The organism is Mycobacterium deserti (assembly GCF_025345615.1).
GTDB classification, from domain to species: Bacteria; Actinomycetota; Actinomycetes; order Mycobacteriales; family Mycobacteriaceae; genus Mycobacterium; species Mycobacterium deserti.
On the sequence record NZ_JAODWD010000001.1, the window covers coordinates 844,055 to 861,778 of the forward strand.

Annotated in this window: 6 protein-coding genes; all 6 read right to left on the reverse strand. The window is 60.9% G+C overall.

Annotated elements, in window-relative coordinates:
* Positions 1 to 38: 38 nt before the first annotated feature.
* The 6 genes from N4S67_RS04270 to pglW are packed head-to-tail and all read right to left on the reverse strand — an operon-like array spanning position 39 to position 17,637.
* Positions 39 to 2,135 carry a DEAD/DEAH box helicase gene (locus tag N4S67_RS04270; protein WP_260991661.1) on the reverse strand — a complete coding sequence of 699 codons (2,097 nt, stop codon included), beginning with the start codon at positions 2,133 to 2,135 and terminating at the stop codon, positions 39 to 41.
* Complete coding sequence (gene brxD, locus N4S67_RS04275) at positions 2,132 to 3,409, reverse strand: BREX system ATP-binding protein BrxD (protein WP_260991662.1); 1,278 nt, start codon at positions 3,407 to 3,409, stop codon at positions 2,132 to 2,134. Before brxD ends, N4S67_RS04270 begins: the two co-directional genes overlap by 4 nt.
* Positions 3,406 to 6,165, reverse strand: coding sequence for a BREX-2 system phosphatase PglZ (pglZ, locus tag N4S67_RS04280; protein WP_260991663.1), 2,760 nt, complete (start codon positions 6,163 to 6,165; stop codon positions 3,406 to 3,408). Before pglZ ends, brxD begins: the two co-directional genes overlap by 4 nt.
* Complete coding sequence (locus N4S67_RS04285) at positions 6,162 to 9,902, reverse strand: phage resistance protein (protein WP_260991664.1); 3,741 nt, start codon at positions 9,900 to 9,902, stop codon at positions 6,162 to 6,164. The genes pglZ and N4S67_RS04285 overlap by 4 nt, the downstream gene beginning before the upstream one ends.
* Positions 9,899 to 13,477 carry a BREX-2 system adenine-specific DNA-methyltransferase PglX gene (gene pglX / locus N4S67_RS04290; protein ID WP_260991665.1) on the reverse strand — a complete coding sequence of 1,193 codons (3,579 nt, stop codon included), beginning with the start codon at positions 13,475 to 13,477 and terminating at the stop codon, positions 9,899 to 9,901. Before pglX ends, N4S67_RS04285 begins: the two co-directional genes overlap by 4 nt.
* Positions 13,474 to 17,637 carry a BREX system serine/threonine kinase PglW gene (gene pglW, locus N4S67_RS04295; RefSeq protein WP_260991666.1) on the reverse strand — a complete coding sequence of 1,388 codons (4,164 nt, stop codon included), beginning with the start codon at positions 17,635 to 17,637 and terminating at the stop codon, positions 13,474 to 13,476. Before pglW ends, pglX begins: the two co-directional genes overlap by 4 nt.
* Positions 17,638 to 17,724: the final 87 nt, after the last annotated feature.

Genomic DNA, 17,724 nt, shown 5'->3' on the forward strand with positions numbered 1-17,724 from the left:
ATTGATCACGCGAACGCGCAGCCCTGTTCCGTCGTTAACTATGTTGCGACGTTCCAGACGAGCGGCTCCGCGGCGACCGCTTTCGCTCCATCGTGGTCGGCGAGGCGCTCCGCAATGGTTGCAACTGCGAGGTCCGGAGGCAGCACCTCCGAAAATTTCAGGCCCGCCAGCGCTGCCGGCGACACAAAGGGCAGCACCTCGTCCCAACCGAGACCCTTCAGGGCTGCCGGCAGATACTCTGCTGCCTCGGTGCCTCGGAGACGAACTCGAAAGTTATCTGGTCGCTGAGCGTCGTCGGCGATCCCTGACAGGCCGGCGATGAGAGTGGCATTTGCTCGTGCGCCAGCCCAAGTCCACCAGTGGACGTCGTCACCTTCGCGCAGCAGGACGAGGCCATTCGCAGAGACTTCGATGTGGTGGTTCTCTCTAATCTCCTCCAGCGCTTTGGCCGCGCGCTTGGAGATCGTTACTTCGGGGTCAACACCGAGCAGAACACCCCGCTCGGCGCGTACTAGGGAGAAGCTCAAGGGACCGGCGTCACCCGCCCATCTCATCCTCGCGGGAATGTCCGACGGCTCGACGTAACACCGGCGCCGCTTCCAGTCGATGTACGTCACCTGCCAGGAGCGTGCAGCCAGCACGATAATGCGTGGACCCGCAACCTTTCGCGTCAAAACGATTGGGTCGACGGTCCCAAGCTCGTGACGTCCCTCGATAACCGTGAACTCCGGATTGGCGGTGAACACAGAAACTAGATCCATGAAATTTCGACGCCCGAATCGCTGTTCTGCCTCTGGTCCGATGAATAGCATCCCAGCGTCAGATTCCAAGTGAAGCGACTCGACAAGCCCAGCCACAATCTGGTTAGCGTGCTCGTCAAAGATCGGCAGACCGTTCCACCACTCTCGCCAGACGTTCAAGCCGACCCGGCTTTCTTGCAGACAGATGGCGAGCAGCTGCTGCGCCGCAATGTGTCGTGGGCTTCTCGGTGCGAGAACCGGCTCCACGTAGCCACGGGTCCACAATCGCAAGACACCGGCGGCTCGGAGCAGGCCCTCCGACGTGGTCGTGAGGAAAAGTGCGTTCCGGAGAGTGCCAGGACGGCGCCCAGTGCGCCCGAGTCGTTGAAGAAAGGATGCGACCGAGCTTGGTGCGTTGATCTGTATCACGCGGTCGAGATCGCCGACGTCGATGCCCAGTTCCAACGTTGATGTGGAGACGATCACACAGTCGCGCGCTTCCGCAAACGCCTGTTCGGCCCGGCGTCGCTCGTCGACTGACAAAGACGAGTGCGAGACGAATGTCGTTACTTCGTGGGCGCGCAATTCGCGCGCGAGTTCTTCGACCTCCCGTCGAGACTCGCAGAAGACAAGCCTCTTTTCGCCAGCGTGGAGCAACGAAATGACCTTGGCAGCGTTGGGAATTGAGCCAACATGGTCGAGCGTTACATCGCCGGGTGGGCGACCGGAGTTCGCAACCAGCTCCGGCGCGACGACATCTGCAGGACGCTGATCAGCCTCAGATCCCTGGAGCCAGCGCAGGAGCTGAGCAGGGTTGCCGACAGTTGCCGACAATCCGATCCGCTGAATGCGCTGTCCTGCAAGCCGTTCCAGCCGTTCCAGAACGGCGAGTAGGTGCCAACCGCGGTCATCTCCGGCGAACGCGTGAACCTCATCAATAATGATGGCTCTCAAGTTGGCGAAGTGTTCGCGTGGATTCACTTTTGTAGAAACCAACATTCCTTCTAAAGACTCGGGCGTCGTAAGAAGGATGTCCGGTGGGTCCTCAAGTATCTTCTGTCGTTTCCCTTGTCCGGTGTCACCGTGCCACAGCTGCGCCCTTCGGCCGACCCACTCAGCGTAGGTATGCAGGCGAGGTTCAATGTTGTTCAAGAGCGCGCGAAGTGGGCAGACGTACAGCACCGACAGACCCCACCAGTTCTCATTGGCGGCCCGAGTGAGAATCGGGAACGCAGCGGCTTCGGTCTTTCCTCCAGCAGTCGGCGCGAGTAGAAGTGCATCGTGACCGTGCAGGATCGGCTCAATCGCTGCCTGTTGAAGGGGACGTAGCCCGTTCCACTCGAGCGTGTTGACGATGTGGTGCAGCACAACTGGATGCAGATTGCTGTCGTTCACAGCTTGATGTCGTCCACACTGGCGGCACCAGATGCGGCGTTTCGCTCTACGTCGTTAAGCTCACTCAGGTTCAGCGTCAGCTTGTAATGCTGCCTTGGGTTGAAGTCATCAAACTGGTCAACGCGATCAAGTATGTCGCCGACGAGCTTCTTCAGAAAGACGCGTGGGGAGACGCCCACCTGACCTCCTAGAGATCCGGCAACAGCCGCCGCAAGCATTGCGATGTAGTCGTCGTCGACAAGCTTGCGGACCCGGTCGCTGAAGTCGGCTCCGTCCGCGTACAAATCGCGCACAGTGGACCCCACCTTCTCAAGCAACTCTTGCGAGAAGCCCGGGAGGCGAATCTGAACTGCTCGCGGATTGTCGAAGCGCGCGTCCGTCGTAAAGTCAGTCGCCATCCGTTGCGCCAATGGTGGAAGCCGTTGAATGCCCTGGGTTCCGTCGAAGAATGCGGGGGTGCCCGTGATGAGGAGGTACAACCCCGGGAACCGGCCACCGTCTACATCGTCGATGAGCTGACGGAGTGCGTTCAGCGCCTTCTCGCGAACGTCAGTCCTAACCCGTTGGAGCGTTTCGACCTCATCAACGATGAGCAATAGGCCCGGATGCCCCGAGTCTCGCAGAACGGTCAAAAGGCCTTGGAGGAAGCCCATTGCGCCGAAATGATCGAGGTCTCCGCGGACACCGGCCGACCTGCGAATGGACGCCGTGACGTGCGGCTGGCCACCGAGCCAGGCCACCAAGCCTTCGGCGGTGGCGTCTTCGCCGCCGAGCTGTGCGTTTCTATAGCCGCGGAGCGCCGATGCGAACGCGGGGGTCCTGCGCGAGACGTCGGCGAGTCGCTTCTCGACAAGTGCATCGACCGAATCGCCTTCCGACTCCAAGGCGAACAACCACGCATCAAGAATGGGGCGGAACGCCGAAGGCGGGAATTCTGATGTCTCCAGTGACTCACAGACGCGGCGGTACACCGTTTCAAGTTTGTGGAGCGGTGTCTCCGTCTCCGAAATCTGTACCTCGGCGACAGCCATGCCGAGCCGCTTCGCTCGTTCACCCAGCCAGCGCGAAAAGAACGTCTTGCCTGAGCCGTACTCACCACGGACGGCTTTGAATACCGCGCCTCCAGATCGGACGTTGTCGAGCTCGGAGTCGAGGGCCGGCTCGAACGGGTCGAGACCGACCGCCAGCAAGTCGAGCCCGTTGTGCGGCACGGTGCCTCGCCGTAGAGCGTCTAAGACTTCTCTCCGCCGCCGTCCGCTGACGACCCGGCTCATCCGCTTAGTCCGAACTGTTCTTTGAGTAGGTCGATGTCAAGCACGATGGTCACACCGTCTGGATCGCGATCAAGAACTGGATACTGTTCGACGTTGAGCAGTCTTTGCGCCATCGGCAGAGCACCGTTCAGTCGCACGAGCGGAATGTCGAGAGCGATTGCGGCGGTTGCTTGGTCGATTCGGTTGCCGGGAGTTGCCATGAGGTGCCGAAGAAGCGAGCTGATCTGCCGATTGGTCAATGTCAGACGCGGGGCCCGTTTGCGCTGCTCCGCGAACGTTGCAGACTCAAGGACTTGCGCTGCCAAGTCTTGCGCAGCGGGCTGTTCGACTTCGTCGAAGAGCGTTAAGCTCTCGGTCTTCGGGAACGGCTGCTCTGGCAAAGGGGGCGCCTCTGTGCGTTCGATGGACTCTGTCAAGACTGACGAGTGCCACCACAGCGGCTGCTGAGGCGTCGCGAGTTCCCATCCGGTTGGAGGTTCGCCGGGTGTCAGGACGTGCAGCGGTACGACGACCTCGGCGGGAGCTGCGCCTCCATGGTAGCCGGCCTTTAACGGTCCATATCGCAATCGCTCGTCGACCGCCAAGACCGCGTCACCGTCATGCATCAGCACGCGAGCTCCAGTGACCCGAACCTCGCCGAGCTCCGGGTCAGGACCACCGTCCGCCGGTCTCGAACGGTTGCTGGAGGCGGGTCCGACCGAGACCATCCGTCCCTCGCGGCGTTCGATCACGTGACCGTGATCTGAAGTGAGGACGACTGTTCGACCGGCTCGTCGTGCGCGTTCCAGGAGGGGCCGTAGGTGAGAGACGGCATCTGTCGTCCAGTCGATGCCGGGGTCAGAACGATCGAGTGCATCGTCGATCGTGTTTAAGACACATGCCACGACGCCGGTGCCCGCGATGTCATCGACGGCGGTGCCGACGTCCGCTGACAGCGCAAAGCCAGCTCCAGAAGTGTCGAGTCTGAGCTTGTGGAACAACACGCTCGTCAGTCCATGAGCACGCATGAACGACGCAAAACCACTGCGCTCAGCGTCCTGCTGTCCTGATGCAAGCATTCCGGAGAGCAAACTGCACCTGGAGGTCTGCGTCAGCGACGGAAGCGCTGATACCACGAGGCTGCGCCGTGCTTTTCCCGTGGGAAGGCACTCAAGCCATGTGTCGTAGCGGCGCTCCACGTCATCGATAATCTCGGTGGCGACTGCGGCGCTCATGCCGTCGGCGACGATAAGTAGCACTGGTCGAGGTTCCTTGGCCAGCGGGACGACAACGTGCGCGAGCAGATCCTCGATGAGGAGGATGTCCTCGGGCAGGCTTAGACTGCCGGTTGTCTGGACCGCCAAGGTGGCTGCGAACTCGCTGTCGTGTCTGTCGCGACGCAGCCGGACTGCCTCAAGTACCGCCCGAAGCCCATGCGACAACGATTCTTCGTCTACTCCGCGCCATGCATCGGAGTACGCGCGGTCGACCCACGCGTCAAGGTCTCGGTGCCGGTGCATGGCAGGTGCGAAACCGCTAATTGTGCTGGATTCCGTTGCTAGCCAACGGACCAACCTCACTCCCGCGATCCCCCGTTCGACTCGAATCTCATCACGGTGGTGCGCGAGGGCGTGCTCTTGAACCTTCGACAGGGCAGCCTCGACTGAGGCTAGACACTCGCTTTCTACCAGGGGGTCATCCGTCGATGCGGCGAGTGCCTTTGTGCTGCTGCGGGCGACCGCCCGGCGAAGTTCCTCACCGAGCGCGGCGAGCCGAGATGTGAGGCTTGAACGCAGGTAGTCCGACGTGTCGACTCCCGAACCGGCGCGAAGCTCGTCGAGCAAGATGTCGGCTCGCGCGAGGATGCGACCCGTTTGCCGTGTAGCTGCGTCGTCGGCTCGCGCAAGCAGCGCCTTCGTGACCTCCTCGGCGGGCGCAACGAACGCCAAAAGCTGTTCTACGGTGACGTCGGCGAGATTGAGTTGCTGCACACGCAAGAGCACCCATGGCTCGGAGCCGGGCTGACAGGCGAGAACAGCCCGTCCAGCTAGACCGAGAGGCACGACGTCGTCGACTCGGCCGGCGTTCAGCAGATACGCGACGAGCGGTGCTGCCTTCACGCATCGCGCCGCAAGCCAAGCCACAACAGTTTCGGCTAGTGGCTCCCCAGCGAGATCGCGAAGCTCATTCAGCAGGACTACACGGCCAGAGTCGGCTGTCCACGCGAGCACTTCCTCGGGTGCGACGATTTCGGTTAGGTCGTTAAACCCTAAGCGCCGGTTGGCTACAACAGCGCAGACATGGTCGAGGGTCAAGAAGCCCGCACGCGCAGGAGGCCAGGGAGCGTCGCCGCGCGCGGCTAAGATGCCCGCGGCAACGTCGCGTGCACGTGGATCGATCACCAGTCGACGGTCGATGCGAGTGGCGCCAAATTGGTCGCGAACCGCGTCCCAGGGGTCCGGGTTCCGCAGCACGCCTCCGTACAAATGAGAGGTGATTCCTACTCCCAGATCGCTCTCATCGCGATCGGTGATGATGACAAGCCATGTTCCGTCTTCACGACTCCGGAGTGCGTCGCGCACCGCCAACGCCGAGGCGCACGGCAGGACGCGCACCTTGAAGTCGGCATATCCGAAGTCCCGGGGCCCAGACCAAGTGGGTCTAGCTCGAATCCCGAGCACGCCGGACTTCTGCTTGCCGTCTCTGGATGCCTTCGCCAGCAACGACCGGACGACGGGAAGCGTCGCCTGCGGGTGAGAGGAAACGGCGACCGTCACGGTTCAACCCGCCACTCCACAACGACGTTTTGGTCTCCGTGCTCCTCGACGAAAGCTTCGATGTCGGCCGTGACCCAAACGATGTCGGCTCTTGTGCTTACTTCGCGCTTCCCACTCGCCGTGTGCTGCGGAAGAGGTGCCGGCGCGGGCTGGGAACCTGGGGGTGGAGTCGGTGTTGCGGCGGAGGCAAGCCAGGCGAAGGCGTCGTCGTCGGCTCGTTGTAAGGCAGAGCTAATGGATTGGGCTAACTCATCCGCGACGAGCGCTGATCGGAGACGGGCGAGGGAATCTCTCGCCTCAGTGCCGCGGAGGTCTGTCTGCGTCTCGGCATCCAGCAAGGGCTTGAGTCGATCCCAATTGAAGCCTTCGAGGCTGCCTGTCACGGAGGAGGCCGTTGAAAGAGAACGGGCAGCGGCCTCATCGGTACCAGGAAGACTCGCGTTGGCGAACGTACTAATCAAGGCAACATTGTCCGTTTGGGCGAGGACGTTAGCGACGAGAGTCGCCACACCATTCGCGGTGCTGTAGCGGCCGGAAGCACTGGCGCCAGCCGTAATTCCCAGCTTTTCGTACGCTTTCGCGAGCGTTCCTGGGAGAGCGCGTGCGGCGGTGCTGTGAGACGAGAGTCGCTCACGAATTCCTGCCGTCAGTTCACCAACGGATGCTCCGGTGAGGAAGGTTGAACCCGTCACACCAAGCAGGACCGCGGCCCGCCTTACTGCTGCCTGCCAGTCTTCTGTGGAGGGCAAAGGCTCAGGCCGCAGCTCCATCTCGTCGGTGATTTGGCCTGGCCGCGGCGCCGGTGTAAGAGTTGAGCCATGGCGATACCAGGCTCGGCCCTGCTCGACCGCCCATGCAGATATAACGAGGTCGGCAACTTCCGGCCGTAGACCGGACGCGGGCTGATCTTCCCGGATCCACTGGCGCAGCGTTCCGACGGTGACAGGGTCCTTCATGTCGATTCCTGCCGAACCCATCGCACGCGCGAACTTCATACTCCACGTAAATCGGTCGGAGCCGAATAGGTAGTGCGTCTCGCCCATGTGGCCAATTCCGAGCGGGTTTGCGATACGACGCAGACCCTCACGATTTGCAGTCTCGATGAATACGCGTCCGTCGGGATCCTGATGAGCCAGCTGCACGGCTTCGAGTGCACGCTGGAGGTCGTTCGGCTTCACCTCCGAGTCCGCTGGTTCAAACTTCGGGTGCCCGGGGAACGACGTGCTGAAGACCTGGTCGACAAGGTTGCCAAACGCTGCGGCCAGGTCGTGACCGACCGGTGCTTGTGGGTTGAACTCGGGGTTCAAGGATCGAAGAACCCGGTCATGGCCTTCGTCAAGATCAAGATTTCCTGGTGTTGGCCTGGCCGCTCCGTACGCCTCTTGAATGACGCGGCGCAGGCGTTCTCGAAGAGCGTCTCGCTGGTTCTCCAAGATGCTTCTCGCCTGCGGGCGGTCGGCGACTGGCAGGTCGTTGGACATGTTTTGCCATCGATCACCTGGCCCGCTGAGGAGCCAGTCGAGGATGGCGAGCCTGCCCAGCTCGTTGCGGCGTTCCGCGGAGATGAAGTGCGGAAGCCACACAACCGTATTCGTCACGAGCCCGCGCTGAGAAAGGTCGTCGACACGTCTGTCGTCGTCGCGCACACTGTGGCCTTGATCGTCGAAAGGATAATCGACGACGAAACGCCACGTATCTCTCCCGGCCTTGAATGTCTCCTCGGCCAACCAGGTGTGGTCGCGAACGTTGCCGAACACGACTTCGACGTCACGCCGGGAGCCTCGCCACACACGGTTCTGGCGGTTCACGCCGGTGATGTCGTCTTCGAGCTGCTCTAAGTTGAAAGCTTCCCAGACAAGAGCTTTGATGAGTTGGCGACGTTTACCGTCGCTGTCCTCAACCTTTGCTTTCTCAACGATTGACTCGTAATCGACCTCAGAGATCTTCAAACGGATGATCGGGTTGCGGACGTCGCTACTTATGTGGATCTCTGGGATTTCGGCGTTCCATCGTTTCAACTTCGTGAGTACGACCGATGCTTCTTGGCCGGGAAGAGGACTCACGATCGATCCGTGGTTGAGTGCTGCAAGCCGCCCTGCGGTCAGCTCCTTCAGCGCGGAAACCTCTGAGGCGACAGCCGACAATACGAGCGTTTTCACCAAACGGTCGTCTGTGCGGAAAGCATGACCGGGTGGTAGGGCGTGCGCCTCTTCCTCACTGAGCTCGTGTTCACGAAGCAGGAGCGGCCGTAATTTGTTGTCATACAGTTCTTTTGCGTTGCGGAAACGCCCCTGCATGTCGGCTGTAATAGCTTGGTTGCCGTGCACCACTAAGTCGAACGTATCGCCGACCGGAATGACATTGGAGACGGTTAAGTAATCACGCTGGTCGACAAGTAGCTGCTGCATCACCTTGAGTGCGGTGCGGTCACGTTGCATCGCCGATGCAAGAGTGCGCAAGGTCGAGACGAGGGCTGGGGAGAACGGGTATGTCCGGCGGAAGGCCGCCTGATCCGCTCCTCTCTGACCGACTTCCGTCCCGACGCCGTCGAGAAGAACGTCCCATACCGCCGGTGTTCGGTCGATGCGCGCGAATGCTTCGTCGAGCGTAGCCTTGGCGGAATCGGACACCGGCTTGAGCAGACGCTTCTCGGCGACATAAGGAAGGTTGTCGTCACCGAGAACAATTGACCGAAATCGCCCCTCCTGGTGGCGAAACGCCGCATCGAGAGCGTCCTGTTCGGCACCGACGCCGCCGCCTGACTCAGAGAAGTAACGACGTAAGTCAAGCTGCCGGGCAACGAAGGTCACGATCGGGACAGCCCGGATGTTGTTTGCTTCGACGAACTTGGTGACCTTTTGTGCCTCCCTTCCGAAGAATTCGGCGTCGCGCACGCGGAAGGCCAGCCATAGCACTAGCTCATCGAGGAACATGACGATCGCGTCGTAACCCAGCGACTTTGCATGGTCGCTGATCGCCGCGAGCCCGGTATCGAGATCGACGAACTCAGCGCCGGTGGTGAAGGCGGTGAAGTATGCCTTAACTAAGGCCGAGGCCAGGGCCTGCCGCTCCCTGCTGCCAGGAGCAGCGGCCCGCGCTGCGTCGTACGAGGCGGCGGTCCAGTTACCTTCATTGAGTACTTTGCCCCACACGGATCCGGCTGCGCCACCCACGCTCTCGGCGTTGTTGAGACCAGCCAAGAACGCATCGTCACCCAGATTGGCCCGCATGCGTTCCGCATCAAGCAGCAGCTCATCGCTTCTATGCACCGCAGGGAGTAGGGCATCTGGATGTAGCGCTCGGACCTGCGCAACATAGCCACCAAGCAGGCATTGTTCGATGCTTTGCGCGTCGAGGAAGTGGAAGGCGAGTCGCAGGATCTTCTTATCCTGGAGCTGACTGTCGTGAGTCGCGAGAACGGAAGCAAGCTCTGCTTTTGCACGCACTGTTGGGTTGTGCCCGAGTAGGGCGTAAAGCACCGCCATGAAGTGGCTCTTGCCCGAGCCGAAGGATCCGGAGAGGAAAGACGCTCGACTCATACCATCGCCGAGTGCCGCTGCAACGAGATCAAGCGCGTCGTCGAACGCCTTCACGATGTCGTCCGTGACGACGTAGTCGGTAATTGTCGCGTCAAGCCGGCCCTGCCCGACTCCCTCGGTCAGCTTGAGGACGTAGTCCTCAGCGCCGGCGCGCTCAGGGATCGAAATGACATCCCTCAACAAGACGCTTTCGGTCACGCCCTTGCCCTCCTACCTCGCGTCGGTTCTGGCTGACGCCACTGGGCGAGTGACTCGCGGGTGGCTCCGAGCTTCAACATGTATCCGTCGAGCAACTCGGAGAAGAACTCAGCCGGACTGCTGCCGCCGTACAGCGGATCTGGCTCGCTGTGCCACTGTTCGACCCAAAAAAGTAGCTCGGCGACCCCGGCAACGAGCGGGATCAGGCGGTCATCCGGCCATCCTTGCTCCTCACCCGACTGAATCAACGTCGCTAGTGCAAGGGATTGTTGTGCGTAATCCCATCCAGCCCATCCGAGAAGAGGCGTCTGATCGCCATCACGGCCCGCGCCGGGATAGAGGACGAATCGCTCCTTTGGAATGTCCAGTTTGCCTCGATTCGACCAATACTCAGGCTTCGCGAAGTCCGCGCTTGTATACCTCGGAGGTACGGGCACAGGACCGTCGCCCCCCTGGCTCGTTGGAGCTGGCTTGTAGCGGCCGGCATCCTCGCGGCGTTGGATATCCCACGTGGCTTCCCAAGCCGTCCGCTTACGCATGCCAGATTCCTTATATCTGTATGCCGCAAGGAAAGGAACACACTCGCTTGCGATGAGCTTCGCGAGGCTGGCAGTGACCGGAACATCGAGACGTCCCGTCCATAACGCAACTGTCGATGCAAATGCCTGGTCGCGGGCGACTTCATCAGCGAGGACTGCAAGGGTTTTGGGGTGCGGTCGGCCCTGGGGGTCGAACCAGAATCGGGATTCCTCGAGCCGCCGTAGAAGCCACATGCGAAGGGCGCGCTCCTCTTGTTCCGCCCATGGCTCAGTAACCCATCGGCGCTTATTCTCGGGTCGTTCCAGCAGGCCGACGTATGGATGCGTTTCGATCTCGGTAATGCGGCGCTCCACGAGATGGCGGTAATCATGCGGCCACTGGTCGGGTAGTTCGGTCGTTGGCTTTGATCCGTGTCGTTCGAACCAAGCAGACTCCTCATCGCCATCCCTTATGCGGCGCGCGAGAACGATTTCAAAGGCGCGTTGCCCCGGAACAATGGTTGGACTGTCTGCCTCTCGATATGTGAGATCTTCATCGACCAGTCCCCAGAGTGAATACGCCTCCCAGTCAAGCTCCTCTTGCTCGAAGACGAGCTGTTCCAGCGTTTGCTTCCATCTTGCGGCGCGCTCCTCGAGCTCTGCCCGCGTGGGCGTGCTGGTTGGTTCTACAGCTGTCTGTACAAGGTTCTTCAGTTCCTCCGCTAGCCTGTCGATCACCTCTCCTCTGCGAGGGAGGGAAGCCGGGATAGGCAATCGCTTCAGCGTGGTGCCGGTTAACTCGTACCGAGGTTCCCATGCCTCGTCCCCGATGCCACCGCCAATACCGCCTACCCCTCTGTCGTGACTGTTCTGCTTCAGCCAGAAGCACACGACTGACGTATTGAGATATGCAAGTAACTGCTGGTATTGCTCGAGTGATGCGTCAGCGCGAAGTTGAATAAATGGCGCATGCGGATTGAAGACGCGGCCTCTTCTATCGAGTGCGAAGTGATTGTGCGTGGCGAGATTTGGATAGGCCAGCGAGAACGGTCTACCAACCCTATCAAGCGCGATCTGGTGCCACTCCCACCACGTTCTCCCATCTTCTCTGTACGTAACCTTTGAGAACGTGGCCCTGCTCCAAGTGACGGTACGAACGGGCCATAACCAACGATAGACTCCTTGGTCTTCGTCGATGTCGCGGAGCTTGCCGCCGGCGTATGGGAATATCGCATAGTCGCTATCACGAATCTCGAAGTCGCGAATTACCTCGCCGGGGACAAATTGGCGAGTCCAATCGGGATTAACCTCACGACGAACGAACGCGTCGCGCGGTGCAACGAACGCTGGATCGGCGTTGGTCTGTCCGCTATATCCGATCGTTGCGATCAAATTGTCCAGTACGCGTGTTCCCTTGTCGAGAGTCTCGAGGAGCTCGAGCGCACCACCGCCACTCAGTGACCATGGATGCGTACCTAGTCGATCACGCGCAAGATCTCTGACGGTGATCCATTCATCGTCCCAACCGATTTCGTCCGCGTGTTGTGCGATGCTTGTCCACACATGGCCGCGCGCGGGGTCTGGCGGGACTCCCGGCTCACCTTTGACGCTTAAAACGACGCGCACTAATTCGGAAGTCGGCTTCCGGTTGCGTCCGACGACAATGACCGTCGGTGTCCCGTGCCCCGGAATGTAGGCCCCCGCCAGGTTAACGATTAGTTTGAAATCTCGAGTGGGTATGTACTTCTCCACAAGCGGCTTGCCGAACTGCTGCTTCATGAATGCGTTGCCGACTATTTGGCCAACCCAGCCTGATTGGGCGTCAGTTGACTTAGCTAGGGAGAAGAATCTTTGCATAAACGGCACTGTGAGCGCATAGGTTCCCCGACAATGCCGGTACGCGCTCCTGTACAACTCGTTCAAGCCGGGATCTTTCACCTGAATGTAGGGTGGGTTGCCCACGACACAGTCATACTTTCCGTCACGAAGTATTTCCTTGAGGGCCTGAAGGTTTTCCGTGGCATACGAAAAGTTAGCCGCAACCTGGTCGACCGAAAACTGCGAACCGAGGTCCAACTCATGCTGGTCCAATCCGTGGAGCAGTGAGTCGCCCACAGCGACGTGGTAATTGAAGGCCGGAGCACCCTCCAGATTGTTCAAGCTACATGCCGTTAGTGCTGTCACGGTCAATCGGAATCGTGCGATAGCCACGGCATAGGGATTGAGGTCGACGCCGTACACCGAGTCGAGTGCAGATTGGACTCGCTCTCTTTCATCCATCCCAGGCGAGTGTTTGTGCCAGCGTTTAAGGAGGCGCTGGAAGCCGCTGAGTAGGAAGTGCCCCGACCCGCATGTCGGGTCGATCATCTTGAAGCCTTCGAGTGGTCGCTCGTTGAGAGCAGGCTCTAGGGTGCGGTCGAGGATGAACTCTTCCACAAAAATTGGTGTCTGCCTCAAGGCATATCGCTTCATCGCATCCTCGGAAATCTCTTGGTAGAGGTCGCCGAGGAATCGCGTGTCAAGTTCCGGGTCGCGAAGGTCGCGAACGATGGTGCCGCCCTCGTCACGCTCACGCCAAAAGCTGAGCAGGCTACTTGCGGCGTCACCTGAAAGCGTGACGAGCCACATCGGCGATGTCTCGTCCACGAGGCCCGCAGTGGCTGGAAGTGACCGCAAATAATCAATCGCTTGAAGCAACCACTCGCGGTCAGTGACGTCAGCGTTAGTGCGAGCAGTCTCGCGCAGGAACTGCTGCTGGGCCTCAATTGCCTCGCGGCTGCGAGGGCCGCTGATCCAAACCGGTTTAACCAGTGCGTTGTCCTCGCAGAATCGGATGAAGACGGTGGTTAGGGCCCACGCGACAGCGGCGAGGGTGACGCGTTCGTCGACCCAGGTTTCCCAAGCAGCCGCCGTTCGCTCAGCCGCTCGCGCCGCCGTGTACTCGGACCGCCACTCCTGCTGAACTTCTGGTAGGGCGGAGACTCGCGCACGAAGGTCGTCCTCGAGCCGCAGCACCTCGGCGCGCAGCTCAGAGGTCAACGTCTCACGAGCGCTCATCGAACTTCCCCTTCAGCTGCGACGAACAAATCGTCAACGCGTACAAACTGCGATGCGTAAGTCAGTGGTATAGGAATTCGGTCAAGAAGCGGTCCACCGCCTCCCTCTTCAGGCACCACTAGCCAAATCGCTTGATCTCGCCTGGTGGTTATGTCGGCAAGCTTGCTCAGCACTGACATGTGTCCGTAGCGTGCCAAGGGCGCAGCCTCGGTGATCACCACCGGGCGGTCTACGCCAGCCGCGTTGGAGAGTGCGTTGGCGATGGCGGTCTCGACGCCCGGTATGCTCTGCTCGACAAGCGCACTCAAGCCCCTGGCGTCGACCGATTCCTTAGCTGCGGCATCCGCCGCGAGTACTGCGTCCCATGGCACGCCAGCCTTCTCTGAGCTCTTCTTAAGTAACTCAAGTAGCACATCCGTGATATTGACCTCAGAAGCGCTGAAGGCTGTAACAAGCCCGGCAGCAATCCATGCAGCCTGCTTCGCGGGGGCACCCAGCACGAGGAACGAACGAGCGGACATACTCTCGCGCAGAAGCCTACTGGTCGGGTGACTGAAGCTATCAACCTTGCGGATCGGGATTGCAGGCAAAGACGTTTGCGTCAGGAACGTCGTGTCTGAATGCAATGACGGCACCGAGTAGGAATCACCGTCCCAAGTGAGTCCAGTGCCCGCATCTGCTAGGAGCTGGTCGAGGGCAGGCCTGCCAGGCACGTCGGCCACTCCAGGGAAACGAACCTGAACGAGCCGCTTGACCGCATTAACGGAGAAGCGCTGTGAAGGCATTGTCGAACCGAGCGCAAGGCGTACTGCATCCACGACCGGCATGCTCTTTGAGTAGAGCTCTCCGCTTGCAGAGGCCGCCACACCATCGGCAAGGCGCGCAGCTAGGCGTACAAGCCGGGTGTCGTCCAGCGAGGGAACACTATTAGTCCAGATTTGGCGCAACGCTGGGATCGACCTGCCACGAGGCACGACGAACTCGCCGGCGTCCGCAGACTCATTCACGAGCTGGGTTGCGCGAGCACCTAGAGTTTGGGCCACATCGGCGACGTCCGCAGTCCGTGCAAGCAACAGTCGACTGTCTTTCCGACGCCGACGGCGGGCAATTGGTGACTCTTCCTCCGCGCCCTTGGCCTTATCCTCAGCCCGGTCCAGGGCTGCGCGAACCATACCGGCGATAAGTCGTCGGTCCGATGCGGCCGCGCTCGTCGGCGCAAGCGCATCCACAATCGACTCCGTCCAAGCGGCACCATCGAGGCCTTCCAGGACTCCGGCGACGCGATCGAAAACGCCGTCAAGTAAACCCGCGGCTTGCGGCGACTTTGCCCAGGCATCGCGGAGGCTAGCGAGTGCCATCGAAGCTTGTGCCTGCCCGCCAAGCCCGAGAGCATTTGCGTGATCGGCAAGGACTGCAAACGGCGCCACATCACCTTCCAAGCCGAGCAGTACCGCGGCGGCAGTTCGCCTCGCCTGAGCCCGGGGTGATCCCGCGGATTCGACGAGCAGAGCCGCAGCCTTCTGGGGCGATGTGAACGGGTCGGCGGGGTTGATGTCGTCCGGGGGCGCCGGGCTGGGGAGCAATTGGCTTCCGAACATCTGCCGCCATTGCTTAGCCCGGCCGCGGATTTCTCGCTTGGTTGAATCAACGATCCCCGTGAATCTACTCAGTCTGCTTGTGTCGAGAGCCGCGAGGTCACCAACCGTCTTAAGTCGGAATGGTTCGAGTGCGCTTAGTGCGCGTGGTGTGAGACCCGACTCTGGCAGAGGAGTCTCTGGAGTTGCTCGTTCCGCGGCTTCGTCGGCATCCGCCGGCGTGGTCGCGACCGATCCTGCGAGAGAACTCCGCCACTCCGACAGCATGTCGGATGCGGTGTCATGGCGGCGCTTGATGTCCTTGGCCAGTGCCTTCTCGAAGAATCGGACCATTGCGTCGGCGATAGCTGGGTCGAAGTCACCAGGCTCGATCGTGGCGCGCTCGACGAACTGAGGAGCAGTCTCGCCGTCGCCGTAGACCGGGGCGTGCCCGGTAGCCATTTCAAACAGGGTCACGGCAGCGGCGTATCGCTCTGCGGCGGAGTCCCAATGTAGTCGCGTGCCACAACCCAGGAATGGGTCGAGGTAGGGAGGGGTGCCAGCGCTGATCGTGGCTGCGCTGGCCTTTGCGAGAGAGAAGTCAAAGAGGACCAGGTGCTTGGCGCGGTCACTCCTCTGTTCACGGACTCCCAAGTTCGACGGCTTGATGTCGCGGTGGTCGACGCCAGCCTCGTCTAGCATTACTAGCGCTTCCAGAAGATCGGTACCCCACCGGTCAAGAAGATCCAGCGAAAGCCGCCTGCGGTCGCGTAGTACTTCAGCGAGGGTTTCTTCTCCCGCGGACTCAAGGAGGAGCGCATTCCGGTCTCCAACTCTGATGGGCACCGTCTCGATAATGCGAACGATGCGCGGGTGCTTGCGACCGGTCAGAGCGGCCAGCACCTCGACTTCTGCGTCGAGTCGCTTGGCGGCGTTATCGTCTATAGCAACTTTGAGGACGCGCGCTTCCCCATCTGCTTCGGCGTCTCGCACCAGGAGTCCAACAGCCGTTGAACCGGAACCGAGTCGTCGTACCAGCTCAAACCTGCCACCGATCAAAGTGCCGGGTGGAGCGTCGAGCGGGTCGATGTCCGTGTCCCCGTTGCTGCTTCCCAATTCACGCTCGACGCGACTCAACATCTCCAGGAAGGTGTTGGCATCGCGAAGCCGGTCGCTTACCACCGGATTTGTAGCCGCGAGCACGAGCTCGCGAAGTGCCTCAGGAACTTGCGGAAGATCTGCGGCGAGATCCAGCCCGTGCTCGCGCTCTAGCCTCTGCTTTAGCTCTACTGCGCTCGTCGCTGGATCGTGGCCCGCGATCAGTAGATAGGTCAGTGCGCCAAGTGCGAAGACATCGAGGCGGGACCGGTTAGCATCGGGTCGCCACTGTCCTTCGGGTGCCACGTAAGCCCCGGCCACTCGGTTCGCTTCGCCGTGTTTTCGTGCTTCGAGCAGACCAAAGATGCGGGTCGCATTTCCTTGGGTCTCAATCACGCTAGGGCTGGCGCCCTCGGCGGCGCCGGCAACACTCCACCCACCTATAAGTGTCCGCGGCGGGCTATCGGCGTGGACTACGACGGCTGATGGGTTTAGGCCCCGGTGGACAATGCCGTTGCTGTGGGCGTACTGGACCGATTCAGCGAGCTGGCGTACAAGAGCCACATGTGCTCGAAGGTCGAGCTTCTCTCCGTTGTCCGCGAGCCAGAGATCAAGCCGCTGGTCATCGGGGTCATACGGGAAGACGAGGCCACTACCCAGCTCGTCCTCAACGATGTCCTGCGGTGCCAGGATGCCCGGATGATGTAATCGGGAAGTCAGCCCATACTCCCGCTCGGCGAGCCGCCGCGCGCCCGCTATTTGTGCCGTTGATGCACCCTGAGGAGAAGTAAAGAAGCGAATTCGAGCGAGCTTGCGGGTCACGCGATGTTCGGCGGGCCAGTCCTGCCAGTCGTCATCTTCGTCGAGCGCTTGGCCGATCAGTCGCCAAGAACCGACCTCTCGTTCGCGCCGAAGAGCGAATCCCGCTTGGTCAACTGCGCGTAGGAAGTCTCGCTCGTTGACGGCTTCTCGCCGCGGCGGTTCGAGAAGCAGCTCAGCGATGCCCGGCAGACTTGTCTGCTGCTCGCGGCCGTCGAGGCCGTAGAGGTCATTCTTATCGGCGCCCGAGAGTAGGCATCGCGTCGTGTGAGCATGAAGGAAGACCGCAGGCTTCACGAACGGGATGGTGCGCGCGTCCAGCCCCGCGTTGACCGCGGCATTCTTCAGCGCCCCGGCAAGACGCCGTGCCTTCATCGCGGTCTTCTTGAGCGGTGAGTCTTCCGAACGGTGAGCCAGTTGCCAGCGGTAGGCGTTGCCGCTGATGGCACCCTGATAATGCTTTAGCTCGACGAGGTAAAGCGCGCCCTCCCCTAGAACGAGAAGGTCGACTTCAGACCAGGTGCCGTTGCTGTCGACGAACTCGAAGTTGCTCCACGCGTGGAAGGGGCTGCGGTCAGGAAGAAGTTCGCGAATATGTTCGAGCCCCTCTTGCTCATGAGGATGCTCCGATTCGGTGACGACGTGCCATCGCTCACTGTTGGGTTGCATGAAACACTGTCGCCTCCCGTTTTCACCCCGGCAAACCGCACGTGCTAATCCTTCCACGACGATCCGACGCGGCGGGTCGTATCCCCA